Origin of the sequence: Jeotgalibacillus malaysiensis (assembly GCF_044789845.1) — a bacterium.
In the GTDB taxonomy this organism is placed as follows: Bacteria; Bacillota; Bacilli; order Bacillales; family Jeotgalibacillaceae; genus Jeotgalibacillus; species Jeotgalibacillus malaysiensis_A.
In genome coordinates this window covers 909,876-929,459 of the sequence record NZ_CP085252.1, presented here as the reverse complement: position 1 = coordinate 929,459, position 19,584 = coordinate 909,876, and the positions used below count along the sequence as shown (strand labels likewise).

Annotated in this window: 22 protein-coding genes and 1 riboswitch; of the genes, 9 read left to right on the top strand and 13 right to left on the bottom strand. The window is 43.3% G+C overall.

Annotated features, from left to right (window positions below; genetic code table 11):
* Nucleotides 1-47: 47 nt before the first annotated feature.
* Nucleotides 48-1,274, bottom strand: a complete 1,227-nt coding sequence (locus tag LG330_RS05290; protein ID WP_404408007.1) for an ABC transporter substrate-binding protein — start codon at nt 1,272-1,274, stop codon at nt 48-50.
* Nucleotides 1,275-1,300: 26 nt separating this feature from the next.
* Nucleotides 1,301-2,347: a LacI family DNA-binding transcriptional regulator gene (locus tag LG330_RS05285; protein WP_404408005.1), complete on the bottom strand. Its 1,047-nt coding sequence runs from the start codon at nt 2,345-2,347 to the stop codon at nt 1,301-1,303.
* A gap of 355 nt (nt 2,348-2,702) precedes the next feature.
* On the opposite strand from LG330_RS05285, the gene LG330_RS05280 reads away from it, so the two are divergent.
* The 4 genes from LG330_RS05280 to LG330_RS05265 are packed head-to-tail and all read left to right on the top strand — an operon-like array spanning nt 2,703 to nt 5,829.
* Nucleotides 2,703-3,488, top strand: a complete 786-nt coding sequence (locus tag LG330_RS05280; protein WP_404408004.1) for an ABC transporter ATP-binding protein — start codon at nt 2,703-2,705, stop codon at nt 3,486-3,488.
* Complete coding sequence (locus LG330_RS05275) at nt 3,472-4,230, top strand: ABC transporter permease (protein WP_404408002.1); 759 nt, start codon at nt 3,472-3,474, stop codon at nt 4,228-4,230. Before LG330_RS05280 ends, LG330_RS05275 begins: the two co-directional genes overlap by 17 nt.
* Nucleotides 4,231-4,249: 19 nt before the next feature.
* The gene (locus LG330_RS05270) at nt 4,250-5,248 is read left to right on the top strand and encodes an ABC transporter substrate-binding protein (RefSeq protein WP_404408000.1); all 999 of its coding nucleotides are present in this window, start codon (nt 4,250-4,252) and stop codon (nt 5,246-5,248) included.
* A 2-nt stretch (nt 5,249-5,250) separates the two neighbouring features.
* Nucleotides 5,251-5,829, top strand: coding sequence for an SCO family protein (locus LG330_RS05265; RefSeq protein ID WP_404407998.1), 579 nt, complete (start codon nt 5,251-5,253; stop codon nt 5,827-5,829).
* 328 nt (nt 5,830-6,157) lie between these two features.
* Here LG330_RS05265 and LG330_RS05260 read toward each other — a convergent pair whose 3' ends face one another.
* Nucleotides 6,158-7,438: a DNA polymerase thumb domain-containing protein gene (locus LG330_RS05260; RefSeq protein ID WP_404407997.1), complete on the bottom strand. Its 1,281-nt coding sequence runs from the start codon at nt 7,436-7,438 to the stop codon at nt 6,158-6,160.
* Nucleotides 7,439-7,850: 412 nt separating this feature from the next.
* Here LG330_RS05260 and LG330_RS05255 point away from each other — a divergent pair, with 412 nt between their 5' ends.
* A complete protein-coding gene (locus LG330_RS05255) occupies nt 7,851-8,333 on the top strand; it encodes an immunoglobulin-like domain-containing protein (protein ID WP_404407996.1) in 483 nt (160 codons plus the stop codon).
* A gap of 144 nt (nt 8,334-8,477) precedes the next feature.
* Here the strand turns inward: LG330_RS05255 and LG330_RS05250 are convergent, their stop codons facing one another.
* Nucleotides 8,478-8,759 carry a hypothetical protein gene (locus LG330_RS05250; protein ID WP_404407994.1) on the bottom strand — a complete coding sequence of 94 codons (282 nt, stop codon included), beginning with the start codon at nt 8,757-8,759 and terminating at the stop codon, nt 8,478-8,480.
* A gap of 143 nt (nt 8,760-8,902) precedes the next feature.
* Between LG330_RS05250 and LG330_RS05245 the strand changes: the two genes are divergently transcribed.
* Nucleotides 8,903-9,262, top strand: a complete 360-nt coding sequence (locus tag LG330_RS05245; RefSeq protein WP_404407993.1) for a hypothetical protein — start codon at nt 8,903-8,905, stop codon at nt 9,260-9,262.
* Nucleotides 9,263-9,322: 60 nt separating this feature from the next.
* Here LG330_RS05245 and LG330_RS05240 read toward each other — a convergent pair whose 3' ends face one another.
* The 4 genes from LG330_RS05240 to LG330_RS05225 all read right to left on the bottom strand — a co-directional run bounded on the left by LG330_RS05240 (nt 9,323) and on the right by LG330_RS05225 (nt 13,407).
* Nucleotides 9,323-9,568 carry a hypothetical protein gene (locus LG330_RS05240; RefSeq protein ID WP_404407991.1) on the bottom strand — a complete coding sequence of 82 codons (246 nt, stop codon included), beginning with the start codon at nt 9,566-9,568 and terminating at the stop codon, nt 9,323-9,325.
* A gap of 74 nt (nt 9,569-9,642) precedes the next feature.
* Entirely contained in the window at nt 9,643-10,104 is a 462-nt protein-coding gene (locus LG330_RS05235) for an acyl-CoA thioesterase (RefSeq protein WP_404409506.1), read from the bottom strand.
* A complete protein-coding gene (gene metE, locus LG330_RS05230; RefSeq protein ID WP_404407990.1) occupies nt 10,104-12,311 on the bottom strand; it encodes a 5-methyltetrahydropteroyltriglutamate--homocysteine S-methyltransferase in 2,208 nt (735 codons plus the stop codon). Before metE ends, LG330_RS05235 begins: the two co-directional genes overlap by 1 nt.
* A 140-nt stretch (nt 12,312-12,451) precedes the next feature.
* A riboswitch (cobalamin riboswitch) is annotated at nt 12,452-12,634 on the bottom strand.
* 149 nt (nt 12,635-12,783) lie between these two features.
* Nucleotides 12,784-13,407 (bottom strand): NADPH-dependent FMN reductase, encoded by a 624-nt coding sequence (locus LG330_RS05225; protein WP_404407988.1) that lies wholly within the window; start codon nt 13,405-13,407, stop codon nt 12,784-12,786.
* Nucleotides 13,408-13,668: 261 nt separating this feature from the next.
* Between LG330_RS05225 and LG330_RS05220 the strand changes: the two genes are divergently transcribed.
* A complete protein-coding gene (locus LG330_RS05220) occupies nt 13,669-13,827 on the top strand; it encodes a hypothetical protein (protein ID WP_404407987.1) in 159 nt (52 codons plus the stop codon).
* A 193-nt stretch (nt 13,828-14,020) separates the two neighbouring features.
* Entirely contained in the window at nt 14,021-14,191 is a 171-nt protein-coding gene (locus LG330_RS05215; protein WP_404407985.1) for a hypothetical protein, read from the top strand.
* An 81-nt stretch (nt 14,192-14,272) separates the two neighbouring features.
* On the opposite strand, the gene LG330_RS05210 is transcribed toward LG330_RS05215, so the two are convergent.
* The 5 genes from LG330_RS05210 to LG330_RS05190 form a co-directional block, all read right to left on the bottom strand.
* Entirely contained in the window at nt 14,273-14,458 is a 186-nt protein-coding gene (locus LG330_RS05210; protein WP_404407983.1) for a hypothetical protein, read from the bottom strand.
* 150 nt (nt 14,459-14,608) lie between these two features.
* Nucleotides 14,609-15,010, bottom strand: coding sequence for a hypothetical protein (locus LG330_RS05205; RefSeq protein ID WP_039807585.1), 402 nt, complete (start codon nt 15,008-15,010; stop codon nt 14,609-14,611).
* 3 nt (nt 15,011-15,013) lie between these two features.
* Nucleotides 15,014-16,396 carry an ATP-binding protein gene (locus tag LG330_RS05200; RefSeq protein WP_404407981.1) on the bottom strand — a complete coding sequence of 461 codons (1,383 nt, stop codon included), beginning with the start codon at nt 16,394-16,396 and terminating at the stop codon, nt 15,014-15,016.
* Nucleotides 16,393-17,064: a response regulator transcription factor gene (locus LG330_RS05195; protein ID WP_404407979.1), complete on the bottom strand. Its 672-nt coding sequence runs from the start codon at nt 17,062-17,064 to the stop codon at nt 16,393-16,395. The genes LG330_RS05200 and LG330_RS05195 overlap by 4 nt, the downstream gene beginning before the upstream one ends.
* Before the next feature lie 15 nt (nt 17,065-17,079).
* Nucleotides 17,080-19,173 (bottom strand): MMPL family transporter, encoded by a 2,094-nt coding sequence (locus LG330_RS05190; RefSeq protein WP_404407977.1) that lies wholly within the window; start codon nt 19,171-19,173, stop codon nt 17,080-17,082.
* Between the two features lie 154 nt (nt 19,174-19,327).
* Here LG330_RS05190 and LG330_RS05185 point away from each other — a divergent pair, with 154 nt between their 5' ends.
* Nucleotides 19,328-19,558: a DUF6407 family protein gene (locus tag LG330_RS05185; RefSeq protein WP_404407975.1), complete on the top strand. Its 231-nt coding sequence runs from the start codon at nt 19,328-19,330 to the stop codon at nt 19,556-19,558.
* Nucleotides 19,559-19,584 lie beyond the last annotated feature (26 nt).

Genomic DNA, 19,584 nt, shown 5'->3' with positions numbered 1-19,584 from the left:
CCTTTCATTTGATAAAAAAGAAGGGCTGTGAACCCTTCTCTTACTCATTACTGACCTGCTAATCTTTCATATTCTGAATCCAGTTCTTCAAGTAATGCTTCCTTATCTCCTTCAAGCAGGAAGTTCTGGAACATTGTGTCGATACCAAATCCCTGAGGATAGTAGTGGTCAGCAAAAGAAGTGATTCTGCCTTCTTCAAATACCGGCTGCAGTTCACTGATCGCTTCATCTGTCTGCTCAGGTCCTTCTACTGCTGAGAACAGACGCTGCTGATCAATGTAGAACTGCAGGTTTTCCTCTTCAAGTAAGAACTCAACAAACATTTGCGCTTCTTCAGGATGATCCGCATCTGCAGCTGTAGCTAAAACAAGATCCACACCGGATACAAGTCTGTTTTCTTCAGCGTTATTCGTTGCAGGCAGCGGGAAGACGCCAAGCTCTATGTCAGGATTTGCTTCCTGCACCTGTCCGATTGCCCAGATTCCCTGCATATACATTGCAGCCTCTCCCTGTGCGAATTCCATGTTTCCTCTGCTGTAGTCAGATCCGAACACATCATTATCTGTGTATTCAAGCAGCTGTTGAAGCTTGTCTGCAACTTCACCGTACTCATCTGAGAACGTTGTCTCTCCTGATGCAAGCTGCTCATAAAAGTCCTCAGGCTGTATGTTAGACGCCAGGCTGTTCAGAGGCGGAAGGATTGTCCAAGCTTCCCCGTATGTGGAGTAAAACGGTGTTTCCCCCGCACTTTCAATTTCTTCAGCGAGTTCTATAAATTCATCCCACGTCTGTGGTGTTTCAAGTCCAAGATCTTCAAACATTGTCTTATTGTAAATGACGCCGTTTGCGTTCACTGTATGCGGAAAGCCATAATGCCCTTCCACTTCATCACCTGCGATGCGCGCAATCATATCTGAATATTCATCATTGATGCCATCAAGCACTTTATGATCAGTCACTTCAGTCAGTACACCTGCTCTGACAAGTTCTCCGTACATTACGCCGCCATTGACACTCATCACATCCGGAATATCATTTTGTGTTAGACGGGACAGAAGCACTGTATCTGATTCCGGTACGTTATTCTGCTCGACTGTGATACCCGGATTTTCCTCTTCAAACTTTGCAATCAGCTCATCAAACGTACCGACTGCCTCCTGCTTATACTGAAAGAACTCCAGTGTGACATCCCCATCGCTGCTTCCGGCGTTCCCTCCACATGCTGCAAGTACTGCTGCCGCTGCTGCTGATAATACAAATGCTGATTTTTTCATTCTGATTCCTCCATGTGTATATAATGTTAAGATTCTCTTTTTCCGGTTGACTGTCTGACCTTTAACTCTGTTGATACAGTGACATTAAGCGGAACTTCTCTGCCTTCTATCCGTTCCTTCAGCAGTTGCACAGCCGACATACCGATCTGACGGCTGAAAAGACGCGTTGTTGTCAGAGGCGGTGTCACATATAGTGCAAAATCAATGTCATCAACACTTGCGAGCGACACATCCTCGGGCACTCTGTAGCCTGCTTCATGTAGGGCACGCATCGCACCAATCGCCATCGGATCACTGGCAATGAAAAATGCTGTGGGCAGACGCTTCTGGGCGATCGCTTTTTTCATCAGCTCATATCCTGCCTTCGTGGTCCAGTCCCCTACATCATCATTACCGAGAAACGTGTATTCCTCTCTGTACAAATTACGTTCGAGCATATATCGCCTAAAATAGATAAAGCGCGCATCATGAACTTCAAGCTTCTTGGATAAAGTTCTTTCCTTAAATTCTCTGCCGCCAATAAATCCGATACTCCTGTGCCCAAGTGACATCAGATGTTCCAGTGCTTCTTCTGTTGCCTGTTCAAGATCAGGCCTTACAGAATCAAAGTTGTGCTTTTCCGGACTCTGATCAATAAAGACAATGTTCTGGCCCTGATAGATTCCTGCTATATCAGCCGCGCTGGATTTTCCGATGACAATAACCCCATCCACCTTTTCAAGCTGATCCTCCCGCCTCCACTCTCTTAATCGACGGGTAATCGCAATATCCATGTTCAATTCTTTTGCCTTGTCTTCTATGCCATACATAATTTCTTTAAAATAAGGGTCCGCTTTATCATCTTCTTCAGAATTCCATGTCAGTAAGCCGATTTTTCTTTTCGGAAGAATGACCTGGTGCTGCTTCTTTCTTCCACGTCCTCCGACAGGCTTATATTCCAGTTCTTCAATCGCAGCCAGCACCCGCGCTCTCGTTTCATCGAGTACGACCAGATTTTTATCGCCATTCAGTATTCTCGAGACCGTTGCAATAGATACCTTGGATTTGTTTGCTACATCTCTAATATTTGCCAAGTAAAATCACCCCTTTTGTTAACTGCTGATTCAGTTATTTATCTTGTGAATAAAAGATATCAGCGTTTGAAATCGGTTACAATCACTTTTTACCGGTTAAAAGTCGGTAAAATTAAATGTTATTTTATATTCTCATAAAATGGAAGAGTGAAGGTGATCTGCCTGGAGTTTTCACCGGATGAAAGACCTCTGCATATATTAATCCTGTCAATGCAGTTAACTTGCAGCTTCCCTCTACCCCACCACTACGTTAAAGAATTAAATGAAAAAGTATTGACTTTCTATTTTCTTCCGATATACTTTACATACAATTCCGATTAAACTAATAGGATTAGAGAGATAAGCAGGTGATGTTGTGTTTTTATCAATGAATAACGTACATAAGTCTTTTACGAACAATGGAAAGACTGAGCTTGTACTTTCAGATATTCAGCTTGATGTAAAAGAAGGCGAGTTTGTTTCGATCCTTGGTCCATCAGGCTGTGGGAAGTCTACGCTGTTATCGATTGTCGCCGGACTTGCGCATGCGACTGAAGGGTCAATTGAGCTTGAAGGTAAAACGATTAAAGGCCCCGGCAAAGAACGCGGCATGGTATTCCAGCAAGCTGCATTGTTTCCGTGGCTGACAGTTGAGGAGAATGTCATGTTTCCTCTTTTACCGGATATGTCTAAAAAGGAAGCACAGCAAAAAGCGCATCAGTATTTACAAATGGTACAGCTGGGTGCATACACGAAGCATTCACCACACGAGATTTCCGGTGGAATGCAGCAGCGTGTGGCCATTGCAAGGGCGCTTGCGATGGACCCGGCATTACTGTTGATGGATGAACCGTTTGGCGCACTTGATGAGCAGACGCGTTCAAGACTGCATGAAATTGTAGAGAAAATCTTTCTTGAAACGAAGAAAACCATTCTTTTTGTCACTCACAGTATTGCGGAGTCATTAAAGCTTTCTGACCGGATCGTTGTCATGGGCACGCAGCCCGGCACGATTTTAGAAGTGATTGAACTGAACTTCCCGAGACCCCGCTCTCAATCAAAGGAAGAGCTTCTCTATTATGAAGAAAAAATACAGGCGTTATTGAAATCTGAAATTGATAAGGTAACGGAAAAGGAGCAGAAAAATGCAGCCAGCCGTTAAACGCATTATTTTTTACGTATTACTATTTTCTATCTGGCAGGGTGCTGTCTATGTTTTTAATGTTTCCCCATCCCTTCTGCCGGCACCGACAGATGTTTTTGCTTCATTATATGAAGGCTTCAGCAATCTTACATTGGTCTATGACCTTGTCGCCAGCTTTAGACGATTATTTATCGGTCTTGCGATTGCACTGTTACTCGGACTTTTACTTGGTGTCCTGTTAGCGAAATCAAAAACAGCCGATGAGACGCTTGGCTCTCTGATTCTCGCCTTGCAATCTGTTCCAAGTATCGTGTGGCTGCCGCTTGCGATTATGTGGTTCGGTCTGAATGAAATGGCTGTTATTTTCATTGTTGTACTTGGAGCAACGATTGTCATGACGATTAATGTCCGCACGGGGATCATCAATGTGCCCCCGCTTTTCATAAAAGCTGCAAAGACGATGAACTACAGAGGCTTCAGGTTATTCCGGAAAGTGACCATTCCTGCTTCTATTCCCTATGCAGTAACCGGTATCCGCCTTGCGTGGGCATTTGCATGGCGCGCTCTGATGGCCGGTGAGCTGCTCAGCACTGGTCCCGGACTCGGTTACTCACTTCGTTTCGCATCAGATTTTGGAGATATGAGCCGCGTTATTGCGATTATGCTTATGATTATGTTAATTGGGATTATTGTTGACTTACTGTTTTTCCAGCGTGTTGAAAAGAAAGTCCTTAAAAAATGGGGACTGGCAACAGAATAATTTATTGGAGGCGAAAAGAATGAAAAAAAATCTTAGTGCACTATTTTTCCTGGCAGCAATACTGGTGTTATCAGCATGTGGGTCAGACAGCTCATCAGGAAGCAAGGATGAAGTCGTGATCGGCTACTTCCCTAATATTGACCACGTTCCTGCGATGATTGCAAAAGAAAAGCAGTATTTTGAAGAAGCAGTTGGTGAGGGCGTGGAAGTCACATACAAAACATTCCCTGACGGCGGTGCATTTATGACAGCACTGAAAACAGGCGATATTGATGCAGGGTTTGTTGGACCTGGTCCAGTAATGAACAACTACGCTAACGGTGCGGATGTTAAAATCCTTGCCGGCGCTTCATCAGGTGGTACAGTCGTTGTTGCAAGTGAGCAAAGTGGGATTGAAGGCTTAGAGGATTTAGAAAACCATACATTTATTACACCTGGTATCGGGTGCACGCATGACGTTCAGATGGAAACATTCCTGAAAGAACAGGGTATTACTTCAGCGCGTATAGGCGGAACACTCAAGCATGTAACTGGTAACCCGGCTCAGTATCAAGCTATGTTTGAATCAGGTAAAGTGGACCTTGCAGCTGTACCGGAGCCATGGGCATCTACTCTTGTAGCAGCTGGAGCAAAAGTGATCGTTGATACAGACGAGATTGCTTATGGAACAACTTTACCGAATACTGTCCTTGTGACAAGCGGTAAGCTGATTGAAGAAGAAAGTGAACTGATTGATCAGATCACAGCAGCACATGAAAAGAGCATTGCATTTATTGACGAAAATCCTGAAGAAGCACAAACCATTGCAATTGATTCAATCGAAGAAATCACAAACCAGCGCATGGATGAGTCAATCATTGCAAGTGCATGGGAACGCGTAACTTACACAACTGAAGTAGATGCAGAAGTCATTCAGGCATTTGCCGACTCTTCTCACGACCTGCAGTTCCTGAAAGAGAAGCCGGAGTTTGATGAGCTCGTCGTTTCACAGGATACACAGGTAGGAAGTGCAGAGTAACTATGAAAAAATGGATCACAGTATGCTTTGCACTGCTGATCCTGCAGGGATGTTCATCCGAGGTTAACCTGGATGAACATTTTTCCTTAAATGGGGAGGTCACTGATCTGCAGGCAGTCAATCAAAGCGAAGAACCCTTCCACACAAATGACATGGAGGATGAGATCTGGCTTGCTGCTTTCATCTTCACCAATTGTGATACAGTCTGCATGCCGATGACTTACAATATGTCAGAGCTTCAGGACCAGCTGGATGAGAAAGATCTGGATTATCAGTTCGTCTCTTTCACGATTGATCCGGAACGTGATACACCTGAAATTCTGCAGTCTTACGGAGAGCAGTTTGAAGTGGATTTTGCCAAGTGGGATTTCGTATCGGGCTATGAACAGGAAGACGTTGAGCTGTTTGCTAACAGAGGATTTCTCTCCCCTGCTGCTCAGGTTGAAGGATCTGATCAGTTTGTGCATAGTACGTCCCTTTATCTGATGGTTGGTGACCGGATACTTGAGCAATATGAGATGTCTGTAGATGTGCCTTATGAGGAGATTGTTGAGGCGGTTGAGTTGCTGCAGGATTACTAAATTCTTGAGCAAAGTTCGTATTTATTCGGACTTTGCTTTTTTATGGTTCTATTAAAGTTGGCTTGTGATTTCCGCTTCAGGGGGACGCTTTCCATGGCCGGGCGGTGAGCCAGCAGGCTTCGCCATGCTCTGTCTCACCTGTCCCTTCCTGCCATAGGAGTCGCCCCCTGCAGCGAGAATCACCAGCTGTGCATGAATAAAAATGGGCTTTAACAAAATATTTTTTATCACGAAATCTCTTTTTAACTTCTCTTTTTCTTTGGTGCTATCTTAACAAACAATATAAGCACAAACGCAAAGTCATTTATATGTTGCACTCAATCAATCCTCAACTCATCGATTCCTTCTTCGAAATATGTCCACCGATTAATCTCGATCTTCTTCTCGTCGTACCGCCTTCTGTATAGGAAATGGCTCTTAGCAGTGCCGTAGAGCCAAAGCGCTGACGTACGTCATCCATGACGTAGCCGAGCCGGTGAACTTTTTCGCGGCCGGGATTGAATAGATCCAGCTGCAGAGCTGAATCGTCTGCAAGGTTGGTTAATGAAATAGAAATCTTTCTGACTGTAAATGGCTGCAGGTTTTCATGAAGGATCTCGAGACACACCTCGTAAATTTCCATCGTAATCGAAGTCGGCTTATCCAGTGACTTTGAACGGTGAAATGGTTTAATTGGTGTGCGTTTGCTGTAGCCGACACCCAAATGAATCGTCCGGCCGCCTAAATGTTTGTTCCTCGCCCGTCTTGCTACTTCCTCACACATTTCAAGCAGCACTGCTTCAATTTCTTCTATTTTATTGTAGTCTCTGAGCAGAATCTGACTCTTTCCATAGCTCACCTGTCCCTGAATAATTGGTGCGCCGATCTCAGAGCGGTCAATTCCATGTGCGTGATAATACAATTGATTCCCCATCACGCCAAACACTGATTCAAGATGGCTCAGGTCGTGAGCGGCAAGGTCACCGATTGAGTAAATCCCCATCCGGTTTAACCTTTTTTCAAGCTGACGGCCGATCCCCCACATTGCTGAAAGAGGCTGGAGCGGCCAGAGTTTCTTTGGAATATCTTCGAACGTCCATTCACAGATACCCTTCTTTTTCGCTTCCAGGTCAAGACAGAGCTTGGCAATCAGCATATTTGGTCCGATACCGATTGCACATGGCAGACCAAATTCACGCATCATATCATCAGAGATCATTCGTGCAACAGCGTGCGGTCCTCCCCATAATGAAGACGTGCCATCCACCTGAATAAAGCTTTCATCCACACTGTAGACGTGTATATTTTCTTTTGGAACGAACCTTGTAAAAATCTTCGTGATTTCAGTGGACAGCCTGAGGTACTGCCCCATATCCGGTTCAATTAATTGAAGATCATGTATGTCGGGGATTTCATGACGTCTTGTGCCGGTTCTGATACCATGTTCACTCTTTGCACGCGGAGAAGCAGCAAGCACGACACTTCCCTTTTGCTCCTGGTTACCGATGATTGCAATTTTACATGTTAAAGGATCCAGGCCCAGTTCCACTGCCGTGCAGCTTGCATAAAAGCTTCGCATATCCACACAAAGAATTTCCCTTTTCTTTTCAAGCGAATAGTCAACCTCCATCACCGTCACTCTCCTGTTCAGCATAAGTTTCTTTTTATACTATTACCCACTTTTAAGAAAATTATACGAACAAATGTTCTTTTTAGCAATAAGACGGTTAAAAATAAATGCTGATTTGCGATATTTATTACAGGATAAAATGGGAAAATATAGATTGATCCAGCCTGGAAAGGGATCTGCTCCCGGAAAGTGACGTTGAAATTTCAGCGTATGATGCAGCCGTTTTTTGAAGCTGTTTTCCTAACAAAATAACTGAGTATTCAAATATGTGTGGAGATGTTTATAGCAGAATTCTGTTCCATAGTTAAAACTACAATTTTCTATTACCAGCAGAAATAAATACTTAGCACCCATTAAATAATCTGCAACCCTTTCACTTCACTAACGTCTTATTTAATAAGAGGTGAATCAATTGAAAAAGGTCTTTTTAATTTTCAGCAGTTGCATCATCATCTATACAATCCTGTCAGGCTGCCAGCATTTATCTGAGAAGCCTGCTAATGAACTCGATTTAAAGCCTACAAGCTACAAAAACTTGAACACACTTGATGGTGTATTCATGAGTAAAAAAGCAGGCACACTTTCTCCTTCAGGTATGACTGTATTATTCGAAAACCAATCCAAAAAAGACATCGTGTACGGAGCTGATTATTTACTGAAGGAAAAAATTGATGGGCAGTGGTATGAGCTGCCAGTAATCATAGAAGGGGATTATGGCTTTACTTCCATTGGATATGAACTTCCCCCATCTTCTACGCAGGAGTGGGAAGTGGATTGGACGGGCTTTTATGGGGAGCTTGAAAAAGGGGAGTATCGTTTGATCAAAAGTATACTGGATTTCAGAAAAGCCGGGGATTACGATAAATATTGGGTTTCGGTAGAGTTTGAGATTTGAGCGAAGCTTTGTTCAGAGACGGCGAAAGATGAATGATAAAAATTCATCAATCTTATCTAACTCTCTCATGCTGGCTTTGACAACTTTATTCATATTAAATTCCCTTCCTTAATTACAAAAATCCCTATATATAACGTTCTAAAATTAAGATTCCTCAATACCTTTTCTTAAAATCTCTTTCGCTTCAAGTGAGATCAAATCACTTTGGTAGAGCTTCACGATTGACTTCATCATATCAATCTCATTAAAAGCAGGCGCATTATTAATCGTGTTGCCATTTTTCGTATATCTCATCAACAGCTGCTCCTGATCCCGTGGGGTGCCATTCACAACAGGCGTACACCGGTCAAAAACGATGTCATACGCAGCATCAACATTGTGTGAAATCCGGTCATGGCGAGTGTATTTTACAGTTGGTTTAGACATTGTTTTCCTCCTTTCTACCGCACAAATCTATTAATACCAATTATTTCAAAACAAATCTCTTAACTCAACCTTTATTTTATAACTGTTCTTTGAGCGGAACTTACGTGAATCCTAAACGTCTACTGTTAAAGGAGGTATTTTGAATGGGAGAGAAACTGTGGTTTTTATTATTAAGTATACTCACGGCCGTCATCCTCATTGGTTGTTCAAGTGATTCACAAGAAATTCAAAGCGATCCTGATCACTATCCTGAGGCGAAAGAGGCAGCCTGGACATTTTTGAAAAATCAGGGCTGGGATGATACTGTCGCTGGGGATTGGAAGCGTGCTGAAGTGAGAGAAATTACAGCTGATGAAAGTCATCATCTATTAGAGGATGCATACAGGGGTAAAGATGCATTATATGTGATCTTCAAAAATAAAGAAAACCTGACGAATGGTACACCGAATATTTTGGTTGATCCTGAAACAAATGAAGTCATGGGATACACGGCAACTGAATAACCAGATTGAATCCAACCGGACAGAAAAAAGACGATTGGCCAGCCTTCTGAACCCAAACCATCAAATCGCAAAAACTGAAGTGACATTTTTATGATTACTAATAACGCTTTTAATTTGGGCATAAGGATCGCCAGGTGACATCATCAGCGGCCCAATCATCTGACCACTTTCAAGGTTCTTCAGATGAAAATAAGATAACTGACGGTCTTTATTATTAAAAATTGCATACGCCCAAAATCCCGTATGCTTGTCATTTGATACAATTCCGCTTTCTGTACATTTAAAAATATCTTTATGTGCTTCCATTACCTATCCTCCTGTTAATAGACAGTATTCGCTGCGGCAGTATAGAGACTGCCGCAGCGTCAACCGCTTTTCAATCAGCTGTTTCTTTGCAGCCTTCTGACTCTTGCAGATTCAAATAACCTGATCTCATCTTCTGATTCAGGCAGGACAGGTTCAACGCTTCTTGGCTCACTATTAGCGTTTACTGCCACCATCGTCAGAAATGACTCGGTTGTCAGTGTCCGTTCACCTGTTGCGACGTGCTCAACTTCCACTTTCACATACACTTCCATAGATGTTTTACCTGTATAAGTGACGAATGATTCAAGTGTCAGCAGATCTCCCACTTTTGCGGATGAGCGAAAGTGAACAGAATCGATTGACGCTGTCACTACGACCCCGCCTGCATGCTTCATCGCTGATAGAGCTGCCATTTCATCAATATAGGCCAGGACTTTTCCGCCAAAAATCGTGTTCAGATGGTTGGTGTCAGGCGGCAGTACGAGCCTTGTCTGAACCGTTCTTGAATGTTTGACGGGCTTCCCTGTTAAACGCATCACCGGCTTCTCTCCAGCGTTTCTGCTCTGACCTGTTCAGCTGCCTGAACCATGTTTTCGAGCGCCTCAAGTACTTCCTGTCCGCTGCGTGTTTTCAATCCGCAATCAGGGTTCACCCACAGCAGCTTTGCAGGCAGTACGGATAAAGCTTTATGAAGCTGCGCCGTCATTTCTTCGACCGAAGGGATCCGTGGGCTGTGAATATCATAGACACCAGGTCCTATCCCTTTTTGATAGCCATGTGTTGAAAAGGCAGTCAGTAAATCACCATGACTTCTCGAAAATTCAATTGAAATTACATCTGCATCCATATCACTGATCATCGGCATACTGTCTTCAAAAGAGGAATAACACATATGCGTATGAATCTGAGTAGATGGCTGGACACTTGAAGTAGCAATTCTGAATGCTTTTACAGCGGTATGAATATAGTCATCCTGATCCGCTTTCTTTAAAGGCAGCCCCTCCCTGATTGCAGGTTCATCCACCTGAATCATCCGGATTCCTGCTTTCTCTAGAGAAAGCACTTCCTGACGGATTGCATGTGCCAGCTGGTAAAAAACATGTTCAGATGGGCGATCTTCTCTGACAAAGGACCATTTTGCAATTGTAATTGGCCCTGTCAGCATTCCCTTTACCGGCTTGTCGGTCAGAGACTGGGCGTATACCGTTTCCTCAAGCGTCATTGGCTTTTCCCACCAGATATCATCATGAATCAGCGGCGGCTTCACGCATCTCGAGCCATATGACTGAACCCATCCGTTTTTTGTAAAAGCCATCCCTTCAAGTTTCTCGCCAAAATATTCAACCATATCATTGCGCTCGAACTCACCGTGCACAAGCACATCAAGGTTTAATTCCTCCTGAAGGCGGATCCACTTTGCAATCTGTTCTCTGATAAAATGCTGAAATGCTTCATCAGCCAGCTGCCCTTTTTTCCAGTCCCGTCTTTTTTGTCTTAGCTCCAGGGACTGCGGGAAAGAACCGATCGTCGTCACAGGAAACAGTGGAAGATTAAAATGCTGCTGCGCTTTAACCCTCTCTTCGTAAGGGACCCTTCTGTCCGGCACATTCAATACTGGCGCTCCTGTCACTTCGCGGTCTGCACTTTCTCCTTCACTCCATTGACGCGATGCAAACCGCTTTAACTCCACGAGCTTTTCATCAGCGAAAGCAAGCTTGTGAATAATGTCAGGGGCCAGATCTGTTTCATTTTTTAATGTGACAGGCACGTGAAGCAGACTGCAGGATGGCTGAAGAATCAAACGGGATTGCTCAACTGATTCCAGTACCTGTTCAACTACTTTCTTCACACGTTTCTCGTCTGCCTTCCACACATTCCGTCCATTAATCACACCAAGCGCCAATTTTTTATTACCCGGGAAATGATTCGCCTTCAGCTGCGCCAACAACTTCTCTTCGCCATCCACTGCATCCAGTCCGATGACATCCACCGGCAAATCGTATAAATGATGCAGACCTTCCACTGAACCAAAATAAGTTTGCAGCCAGATGTTCGCTTCCGGTGCAGTTTCTTTTAATGTCTGGTAGGATTTTTTGATATCATTCATGACAAGCTCATCCTGATCCAGTGCTAAGACAGGTTCATCAAGCTGTATAAAAGATGCACCTGCCTTTGTTAATTCATTTAACAATTTCCCATACTCAACCAGCAGCCCATCCAGTAACTTCTGCTGATCGAATTGTCCTTTACTTAGTTTTAAAAGCGTCACCGGACCAATCAGTACAGGCTTCGTGTCAATTCCAAGCTCTTCTTTTGCTTCAAGGTACCACTCCAGCAGATGATTGTGCTGAAGCTGAGGCTTAGATTCTTCATTCAGCTCAGGCACGATATAGTGATAGTTTGTGTTAAACCATTTCGTCATTTCAGCTGCCGGCAATTCCTTTGTTCCTCTTGCTATGGCAAAGCGCTTTTCCTGATTCGGAAGATCACGAAATCTTTCAGGCTCCAGTCCAAACAATAGTGCGGCATCCAGCACATGGTCATACATTGAAAAGTCCCCGACCGGCACAAGGTCAATGCCTGCTTCATGCTGTTTCTTAATAGATGATAATCTGATCTCTTTTAGCTCTCTGGCCAGTTGATCATAAGAGATCTCACCCTTCCAGTGACGTTCAAGTGCTTTTTTCCATTCTCTGTTCTCTCCAATTCTCGGATAACCGATTGAAGAAGTTTTCAATGTCATACAATTGCCTCCCTTTTAGTTTCATCAATTAAAAAACCTCTTTTCCGTGTGAGGAAAAGAGGAAGAAGGCAGAATTATCCAGTGTCGAACCATATAGAGTTGATCACTGTCTCCACACTCCTCCCTATAACGCGTAGGTGATTAGCGTATTCATAACAGGCAGGTATCCTGACTTGGCTTCAACACCTCTGATCCCTTCCCGCATTGTGCAGTGGCTGATCAGAAGCTCCCCCCTTACAGTGGCGCGACCGTGCCGGAATTTCACCGGACTTCCCTATTATGTCAGCAAAGACTCTGCTGACACCTGAAATGATGCTATGAAATTATAAGAATCATCTGACATTCAGATAATGGTTTAAGGATATCTCAGGAGATTGTTAAATGCAAGAGGTTTAAAAAATATCCCTGTACCTCAGGTTCCCATTCAGCTAGATAAAAAACTGATGGAATCAGGCACAGGGATAGCATTCATTTATTTTACTTCAGCTGTTACTGGCAGACGAAGTGGCTTTAAAGCCCCGCTCCATGCGAGTACATCATCAAGCATTGCGTTGATATTCACAAGGTGTAATTCCTGCGGTGTAAATTTGCTCATACCTTCAAAATCAGTGAATAGTGAAAGTGTTGGATGTGTACGCACATCTGCGATTTTAATTTCTGCCATAATGCCTCTTAAGTGTTCAGCTGCGCGAGCGCCACCTGTAGAACCATAACTGACAATACCTGCAGCCTTGTTGTACCATGCTTCACGCGCGAAGTCGATTGCGTTTTTAAGCGAAGCTGAAATGCTATGATTGTATTCCTGAACAATAAATACAAACCCATCAAGGCTGTCCAGCTTCTCATTCCATGCTGCAATGCCCGGCTCAGTACCATCTGTTGTACCAAGGAACGGCAGGTTGTAATCTGCGATGTCTACGATTTCGTAGTCTGCGTCATTGCGCTGATCAGCGATGCCTTTTACCCATTCTCCTACCTGTGGACTTACTCGACCCTCACGTGTACTCCCTAAAATGATACCAATCTTTAATTTACCGTTTGTCATTTGTAATTCCTCCTCTTTTCGATGTCCAAATAAATGTCTTAAAAAACCCATTATGTTCACCACCTATGATTTCATTATTCCTGTTACTTTATACATTGACTATTCAAGAACACTGATTTATACATTCTTATAATCGGAGCCTGTTGAACACTCTTTTATACATTAAGTAACTTTATGAAACTAAGTATATAATTGAAACTAAATAAAATCAAGCTTTTAATTTTATTCAATTTTTTAAGGGAGTTTGTATCATAACCATACATTTGTTACATTTTGAAAAGATCAACATGGAAAGCGGTGGCAGGTGGCTAAATGTATATTTTTATTTTTGTGCTTGTTTTAGGGCCTTTATGGTCGATCACGAAGACGCTGGAAAAGCTGTCAGATAAGATTCTGGATAAACAGGACAGGCAGATTGCAATGCTGGAACAGATTGAATTAAAGCTGGAAGACAAAAATATAGAGAAGTAAAGGCAATGCCATTCAATTTATGAATGACTATGCCTTTACTTCTCTTGTAATACTTTAAATTCGCAGTAAATTGACAGAAGGGGTGAAATTGCAAATGAACTATAGTAAGTATTCTCTTATACTAAGTTTTACCGGAATTTTTATAGCATATATGATCTTTCCACCTTTCAACATAACCTTTGGAGAATGGTCTATGTTAGCTATTCCAATCGGTTTTGCTATTTATTTGACTGGCATAACATTTGGCATTATAGCTTTCCTTAAGAAAGAAAAAGGGCTAATTAAATATATTTCGTTACTTTCTATTCCGGCAGGTGTATTGTTTGTTGTTTTCATATCTCATTTATTCGGAGGAGAAATCTGAATCATTTAAAAAACCACTTAGAATTTTAAAACTCACCTCAGCATAAAGTCCAGAGAAAATTTAATCGACATTTCTCTTCATCTATTTCTTTTTTGAAGCAATATAAATCGCATTTCCTGCCACAATTAAAGCAATTAAAGCAAGATAGATGAGCACAAACGTCAGATTCAGCTCTCCTAAAACGATAAAAATCCCAATAAAGGTTCCGAGCATTGTTGCAATGGCATAGTCACTTAACTTCAACCCTGATTGAATAAGTTGATTCATTCTTACGCCCCCTTATTACAACTTATAGTTTACTCTATACCCGTAAACCATATAATGGATGCAATACCTAATGAAGACACATTCCACAGGTACAAGACAAATAAAAAAATCTCTGAGAAGAACCTTCCTTCTCAGAGACTTTTTCCAACTCTATTGCTTCTGCACCCGTGGCACTGTAAAAAACGTCACAACCGCAAACAGGAAAAACGCAATTAATAAAATCGTTCCCCCAACAATAAAGAACACGAGTACAAACGTGTCACCTAGATTTAACGGGTTGAGGTTATAAAACCACATACCTGAAGTCAATCCAATTGCGCCGATGATGGCTGAGATACAATGAATCGTCACCAGCTTTTTGTACTTAATCTCAAAGATCTGATAAAAGATTCCCCATGCGAAAACTGACAGCCAGCCCACTAACAAAATGTGCGCGTGGATCGGTCGCAGTGAGTAATCCATTACACCGGCCATATGTGAGCCAAGATACGTTCCGATAAAACCAAAGATTGCTGAGATTTGAATTAATCTCAATCCCCATTTCTTTTCCATTCCTTACTCCTCCTCAAATTTCGGAAGGTACACCTTTACCTTCGTACCTTCTCCCTCTACACTTTCAAATTCAACCTTCCCTGTATGCAGCTTCACAATCTCCTGCACAATCGCAAGACCTAACCCTGTACCTTCCTCGTTTCTCGACTGATCCGCCCGGTAGAACCGCTCTGTTATATGCGGCAGGTCAGCTGCTGAGATCCCCGACCCATTGTCTTCAACGACAACTGAGACCCCGTCTTCGTTCTCTAAATCAATATGAATTGAACTGCCGGCAGGAGAGTACTTAATCGCATTAGAGATCAGGTTGTCCCATACATAATTCATTAACTCCCGGTCCGCGTGCACTTGCACCTTCATCAGCTTCAAGCTGACATCAAGCTCTTTTTCTTCAAGCCGCCATCTGTAATGCCTGATCACTTCCCTGATCTGATCATCCAAAGCATACTGATCCGCCTTCAGCTGATAAGCCGGCTGATCAAGCGAGCTCAAAAGAAGCAGCTGCTTCGCAAGACCCGACAAACGCTTCGCTTCTGATTCTATCACTTCAGCATACTCTCTTTCATCTGACCCATCCGCTGCTTTAGCGGAGATCAGCTCGGCATACCCTTTTATATTCATTAAAGGAGATTGCAGATCGTGTGAGACATTCGTAATAAACGTTTTGCGCGATTCATCATTTTGCCTCAGCCGGTCGATCATTTCATTAAAGCTGTTTGCAAGCTCTCCGATTTCATCCGGCCTTGAAATCGCAAGCGTATGGCTGTAATTATCATTTGCGACTTCCCTTGTTGCCTGATGCAGCAGACTGATCGGACGCGTCAGCTGTTTGGCCATCAGGAACATACCTGCCAGATTGACAACCGCAATGGATAGCAGAAATGCCAGCAGCAGCGTATGAATATCTGATGACAGCAGGTTCATGTCCTGACGCAAAAAGAGCGCGTACTGCTGACCATCCACTTCAAACGGAACACCAACCGTATTATCCAGCCGGTTAGAGAAATGACTGGTCATAAAAAAGGACAGCCCGGATGTTTCCCCTGTATAGGTTTGCTGATCTGTCATCACCTGCTCCGCCTGCTCAGTTAGTGTAAGATCCTCAAACGGTTCACCAAAAGTCGTGAGCTGCTGATTCGAATCAAGCAGCGCAATCTGATAGCCGAGATTAGCCACTGAAGTTAAAAATGGCTCCAGCGCAGCAGTATCCCCGTGCATCTGCTCAAGTGTGACAGCAACCTCCTGCGCACGCTCCAGGTTTTGGTCAATTGTTTCCTGCTTCGTAAAAGATACATAATACACGTTCGTTAAAATGACGCCAAGCACAATACTCAGAATTAAAAACAATAAACTCGTCTGTATAAATTGCCGGTAAAGTGTCTTCATCCCGTCACCTCTAACCGGTAGCCAATGCCGCGAACCGTCTGAATCTCGATTATTGCACCGTATTGATTCAGCCGCTCACGCAGACGGGTAATGTGGGTGTTCAATGAAAATTCATGTTTCCCTTCTTCATCCCCCCACACCTCTCTCAGAATAACAGACCTTGGAATTGTCCGTCCGGATGAATGAGCTAACACAGCCAGAATATCGAATTCCTTCATTGGAATGATCAGCGTTTCATCATTTATGGTGACGTCATACGTTGACCTGTCGAGTACGACGTTTGCAAGCTGAATTTTATTACGCTGCGCTTTTCCATACCGCCGTAAAATCGCATGCAGCCGGAACAGCAATTCCTTTGGTTCAAAAGGTTTCACAAGGTAATCCTCTGATCCTGCAAGAAAACCTTCCTCTTTATCCTCGAGCTGCCCTTTTGCTGTCACGAGAATTACCGGAATATCCAGGTCCTCAGACAAAATCCGTGTCAGCTCAAAGCCGGTCATCCCGGGCATCATTACATCCACAATCGCTGCACTGACCTCTTCATCCTCAAGATAAGAGAGTGCCTCCTGCGCATCCTTTGCGAGAACCGCTTCATAGCCGGCCTGCTGCAGTTGAATGGCAATGAGCTGCCGGATATGAAGTTCATCATCTACTACTAAAATGCGCATGAAGCTCGCTCCCTTTTATACGTTAGTCGTCTTTTCCTTTTCAAAAAACAGAATCAGTGCCGGCAGTAACACACCTCGCACAAGAAATGTATCAATTAAAATCCCAATCGCGACAATAAAGCCAAAAACAAATAAATCAGCAATCGGCATTGTCATTAATGCAGCAAATGTAGCCGCCAATATCACACCAGCTGATGAAATCACACCGCCAGTTGATGCAATTGAACGTTTTAAAGCTGGCAAAATCGCATCCTTCTGACGTTCTTCTATAAAACGTGACACCAATATAATATTATAGTCGATTCCAAGCGCCACCAGGAAAATGAATGCATATAGCGGCACACGTGTACTGATCGCCTCGTAGCCAAATAAAACATTAACTGCAAAAATTCCAATCCCAAGCGCTGCCGTAAATGACAGCAGAATCGTTGCCATCATATAAAGCGGCATTTTCCATGAGCGTGTCATGAAAAATAACAGTACGATAATTAACAATGTTTCTGCAATCACAATTTTAATAATATCCTGATTGTTTACATTCTGCTCATCTATTAATTTCGGCGTCATGCCTGACCAATAGACGTCAGCATGCTCAAATCCACTTGTTTCATCTCTCATCTTTTCAACAGCAGCCATTGCCTCTATTGTATAAGGATTCAATGACAGCGTAACAGAATAACTAACGGCTGAACCATCCTCTGTTCCATTTGCCTGACGGAATGAAGCAATTGTATCCTCATTTGCCAGAAATTCTTCAAACGACATACGCGCATCTTCACTTAACCCTTCTTCCCCCTCCATTACAACCGTCATCGGAGCCAGCTGACCTTTATCAAACTGAGACTCTACAATTTCATAGCCGGCCCGGGAAGGTAAATTCTCGGGGAATGATTTGACCATATCAAACTCATATTCGAGGTTAAATAGATTCAGTGAAGCGACGACCAGTAATGCCAGCACCGCTCCGCCTGACACATAGGGTCTGCGCGTAACCAGTTCAGCAATGCGTGCCCACAACCCTTTTTCCTGCTTCGGCTGTCTGCCGTAATGCGGTACTTTTGGCCAGAAGGCTTTACGGCCAAACAAGGTAAATAAGGCCGGTACCAGTGTAATTGACGCTAAAATAATCACCACAAGCGCGGTACTGAATACAGGTGCAAAGTTCTGATAGTCATGGAAATCCGCCATGAACAGAACAAGCATCGCAGCCAGTACCGTTGCCCCGGCAAAGAAAACCGGCTTTCCTGTCGCTCTCATCGCGACCGCCATCGCTGTATGCTTATTCTCATGCTGGTAAAGCTCTTCTTTAAAACGTGAGAAGACAAACAGAGAATAATCTGTTACTGCAGCAAACAGCAGAATACTCATAATTGAAGTCGTTGCATTGTTAATCTCAAGACCGCCTGCTCCAAGCAGCCCGATCAGCTGGTTTGTGACCTGATAGACGATCGCTGTTCCAAGCAGCGGAATAACCGCAAGCAACGGTGAACGGTAGATTAAAATAAGTAGAACTAAGATAATCCCGATTGTCGCAAGCAGTAAAACAAAATCAGCTTCCTCAAACAATTTTAACGTATCACCTGCGATCCCTGCAGGTCCTGTCACATAAAAATCAAAAACGTTCTGCTCTTCCCCATATGTCTGACCAATCGAGAGAATCTCATCATTAATCTCGCTGTACTTATCACTCCCAATTCCCGGCTCAAGCTCGATCGGGAAGATAAATGTCTGACTGTCTTCCGAGAAGAAGCCTTCCAGTGCCTGGGGTGGAAGGACGGATAGATCCATGATTTCCTGAACCCCGGTCAGGTCTGCCTCCTTGATCTCATCAAGTACCGCCTGCACATCTGAAACCTGTATCTCTTCACCGGCATCAAATACAAGAATTCCGGGTGTGGCCTGGTCATCAGGGAACAGTTCTGCCACTTTGTTTTCTGCTATGATACTTTGCGCGTCATCCGGAAGCGATTGAAAGCTTGCACTCCGGTATTCAGATGCAGCCGGCCCCGCACTTAATACGACTGCAAGCACTACCCATGTGATCAATGTGGTCCACATTCCTTTTCGTGTAGACACGAAATCAGTGATTGGTTGTAAAATCTTATTCATCTTGTCACTTCCTTTTTCGTCTTCACAGGGAAGTCTACAGGTCGAATATAAACGCAATATAAACTACCTGAAAAAAGATCAGTATTTGTAACTGGTGACAGATTTCCTATACAATTGCACTAAATGATTGACTTCATGTTAAGGAGAGAAACACATGAACTTTGAACAATTTGCAAAAGAACGCTTTCAGGGAAATCTTTATACTTTTATAAAAGAAGCACTGGATTTTTATCAGATGAAATCCCATATAGATCAGGAAGAAGAGCCCCACCTCTACCTCGACTCTATTGCAGAGGAAAACATGTTAACGAGACTGGTTGTGGCGACAGGAGAATACGCAGATATTGAGTTAGCTTTTGAAGGCAGAGTAACAAGAAATTATTGAAAAGCTGATTGGTTTTTTATTAAAAA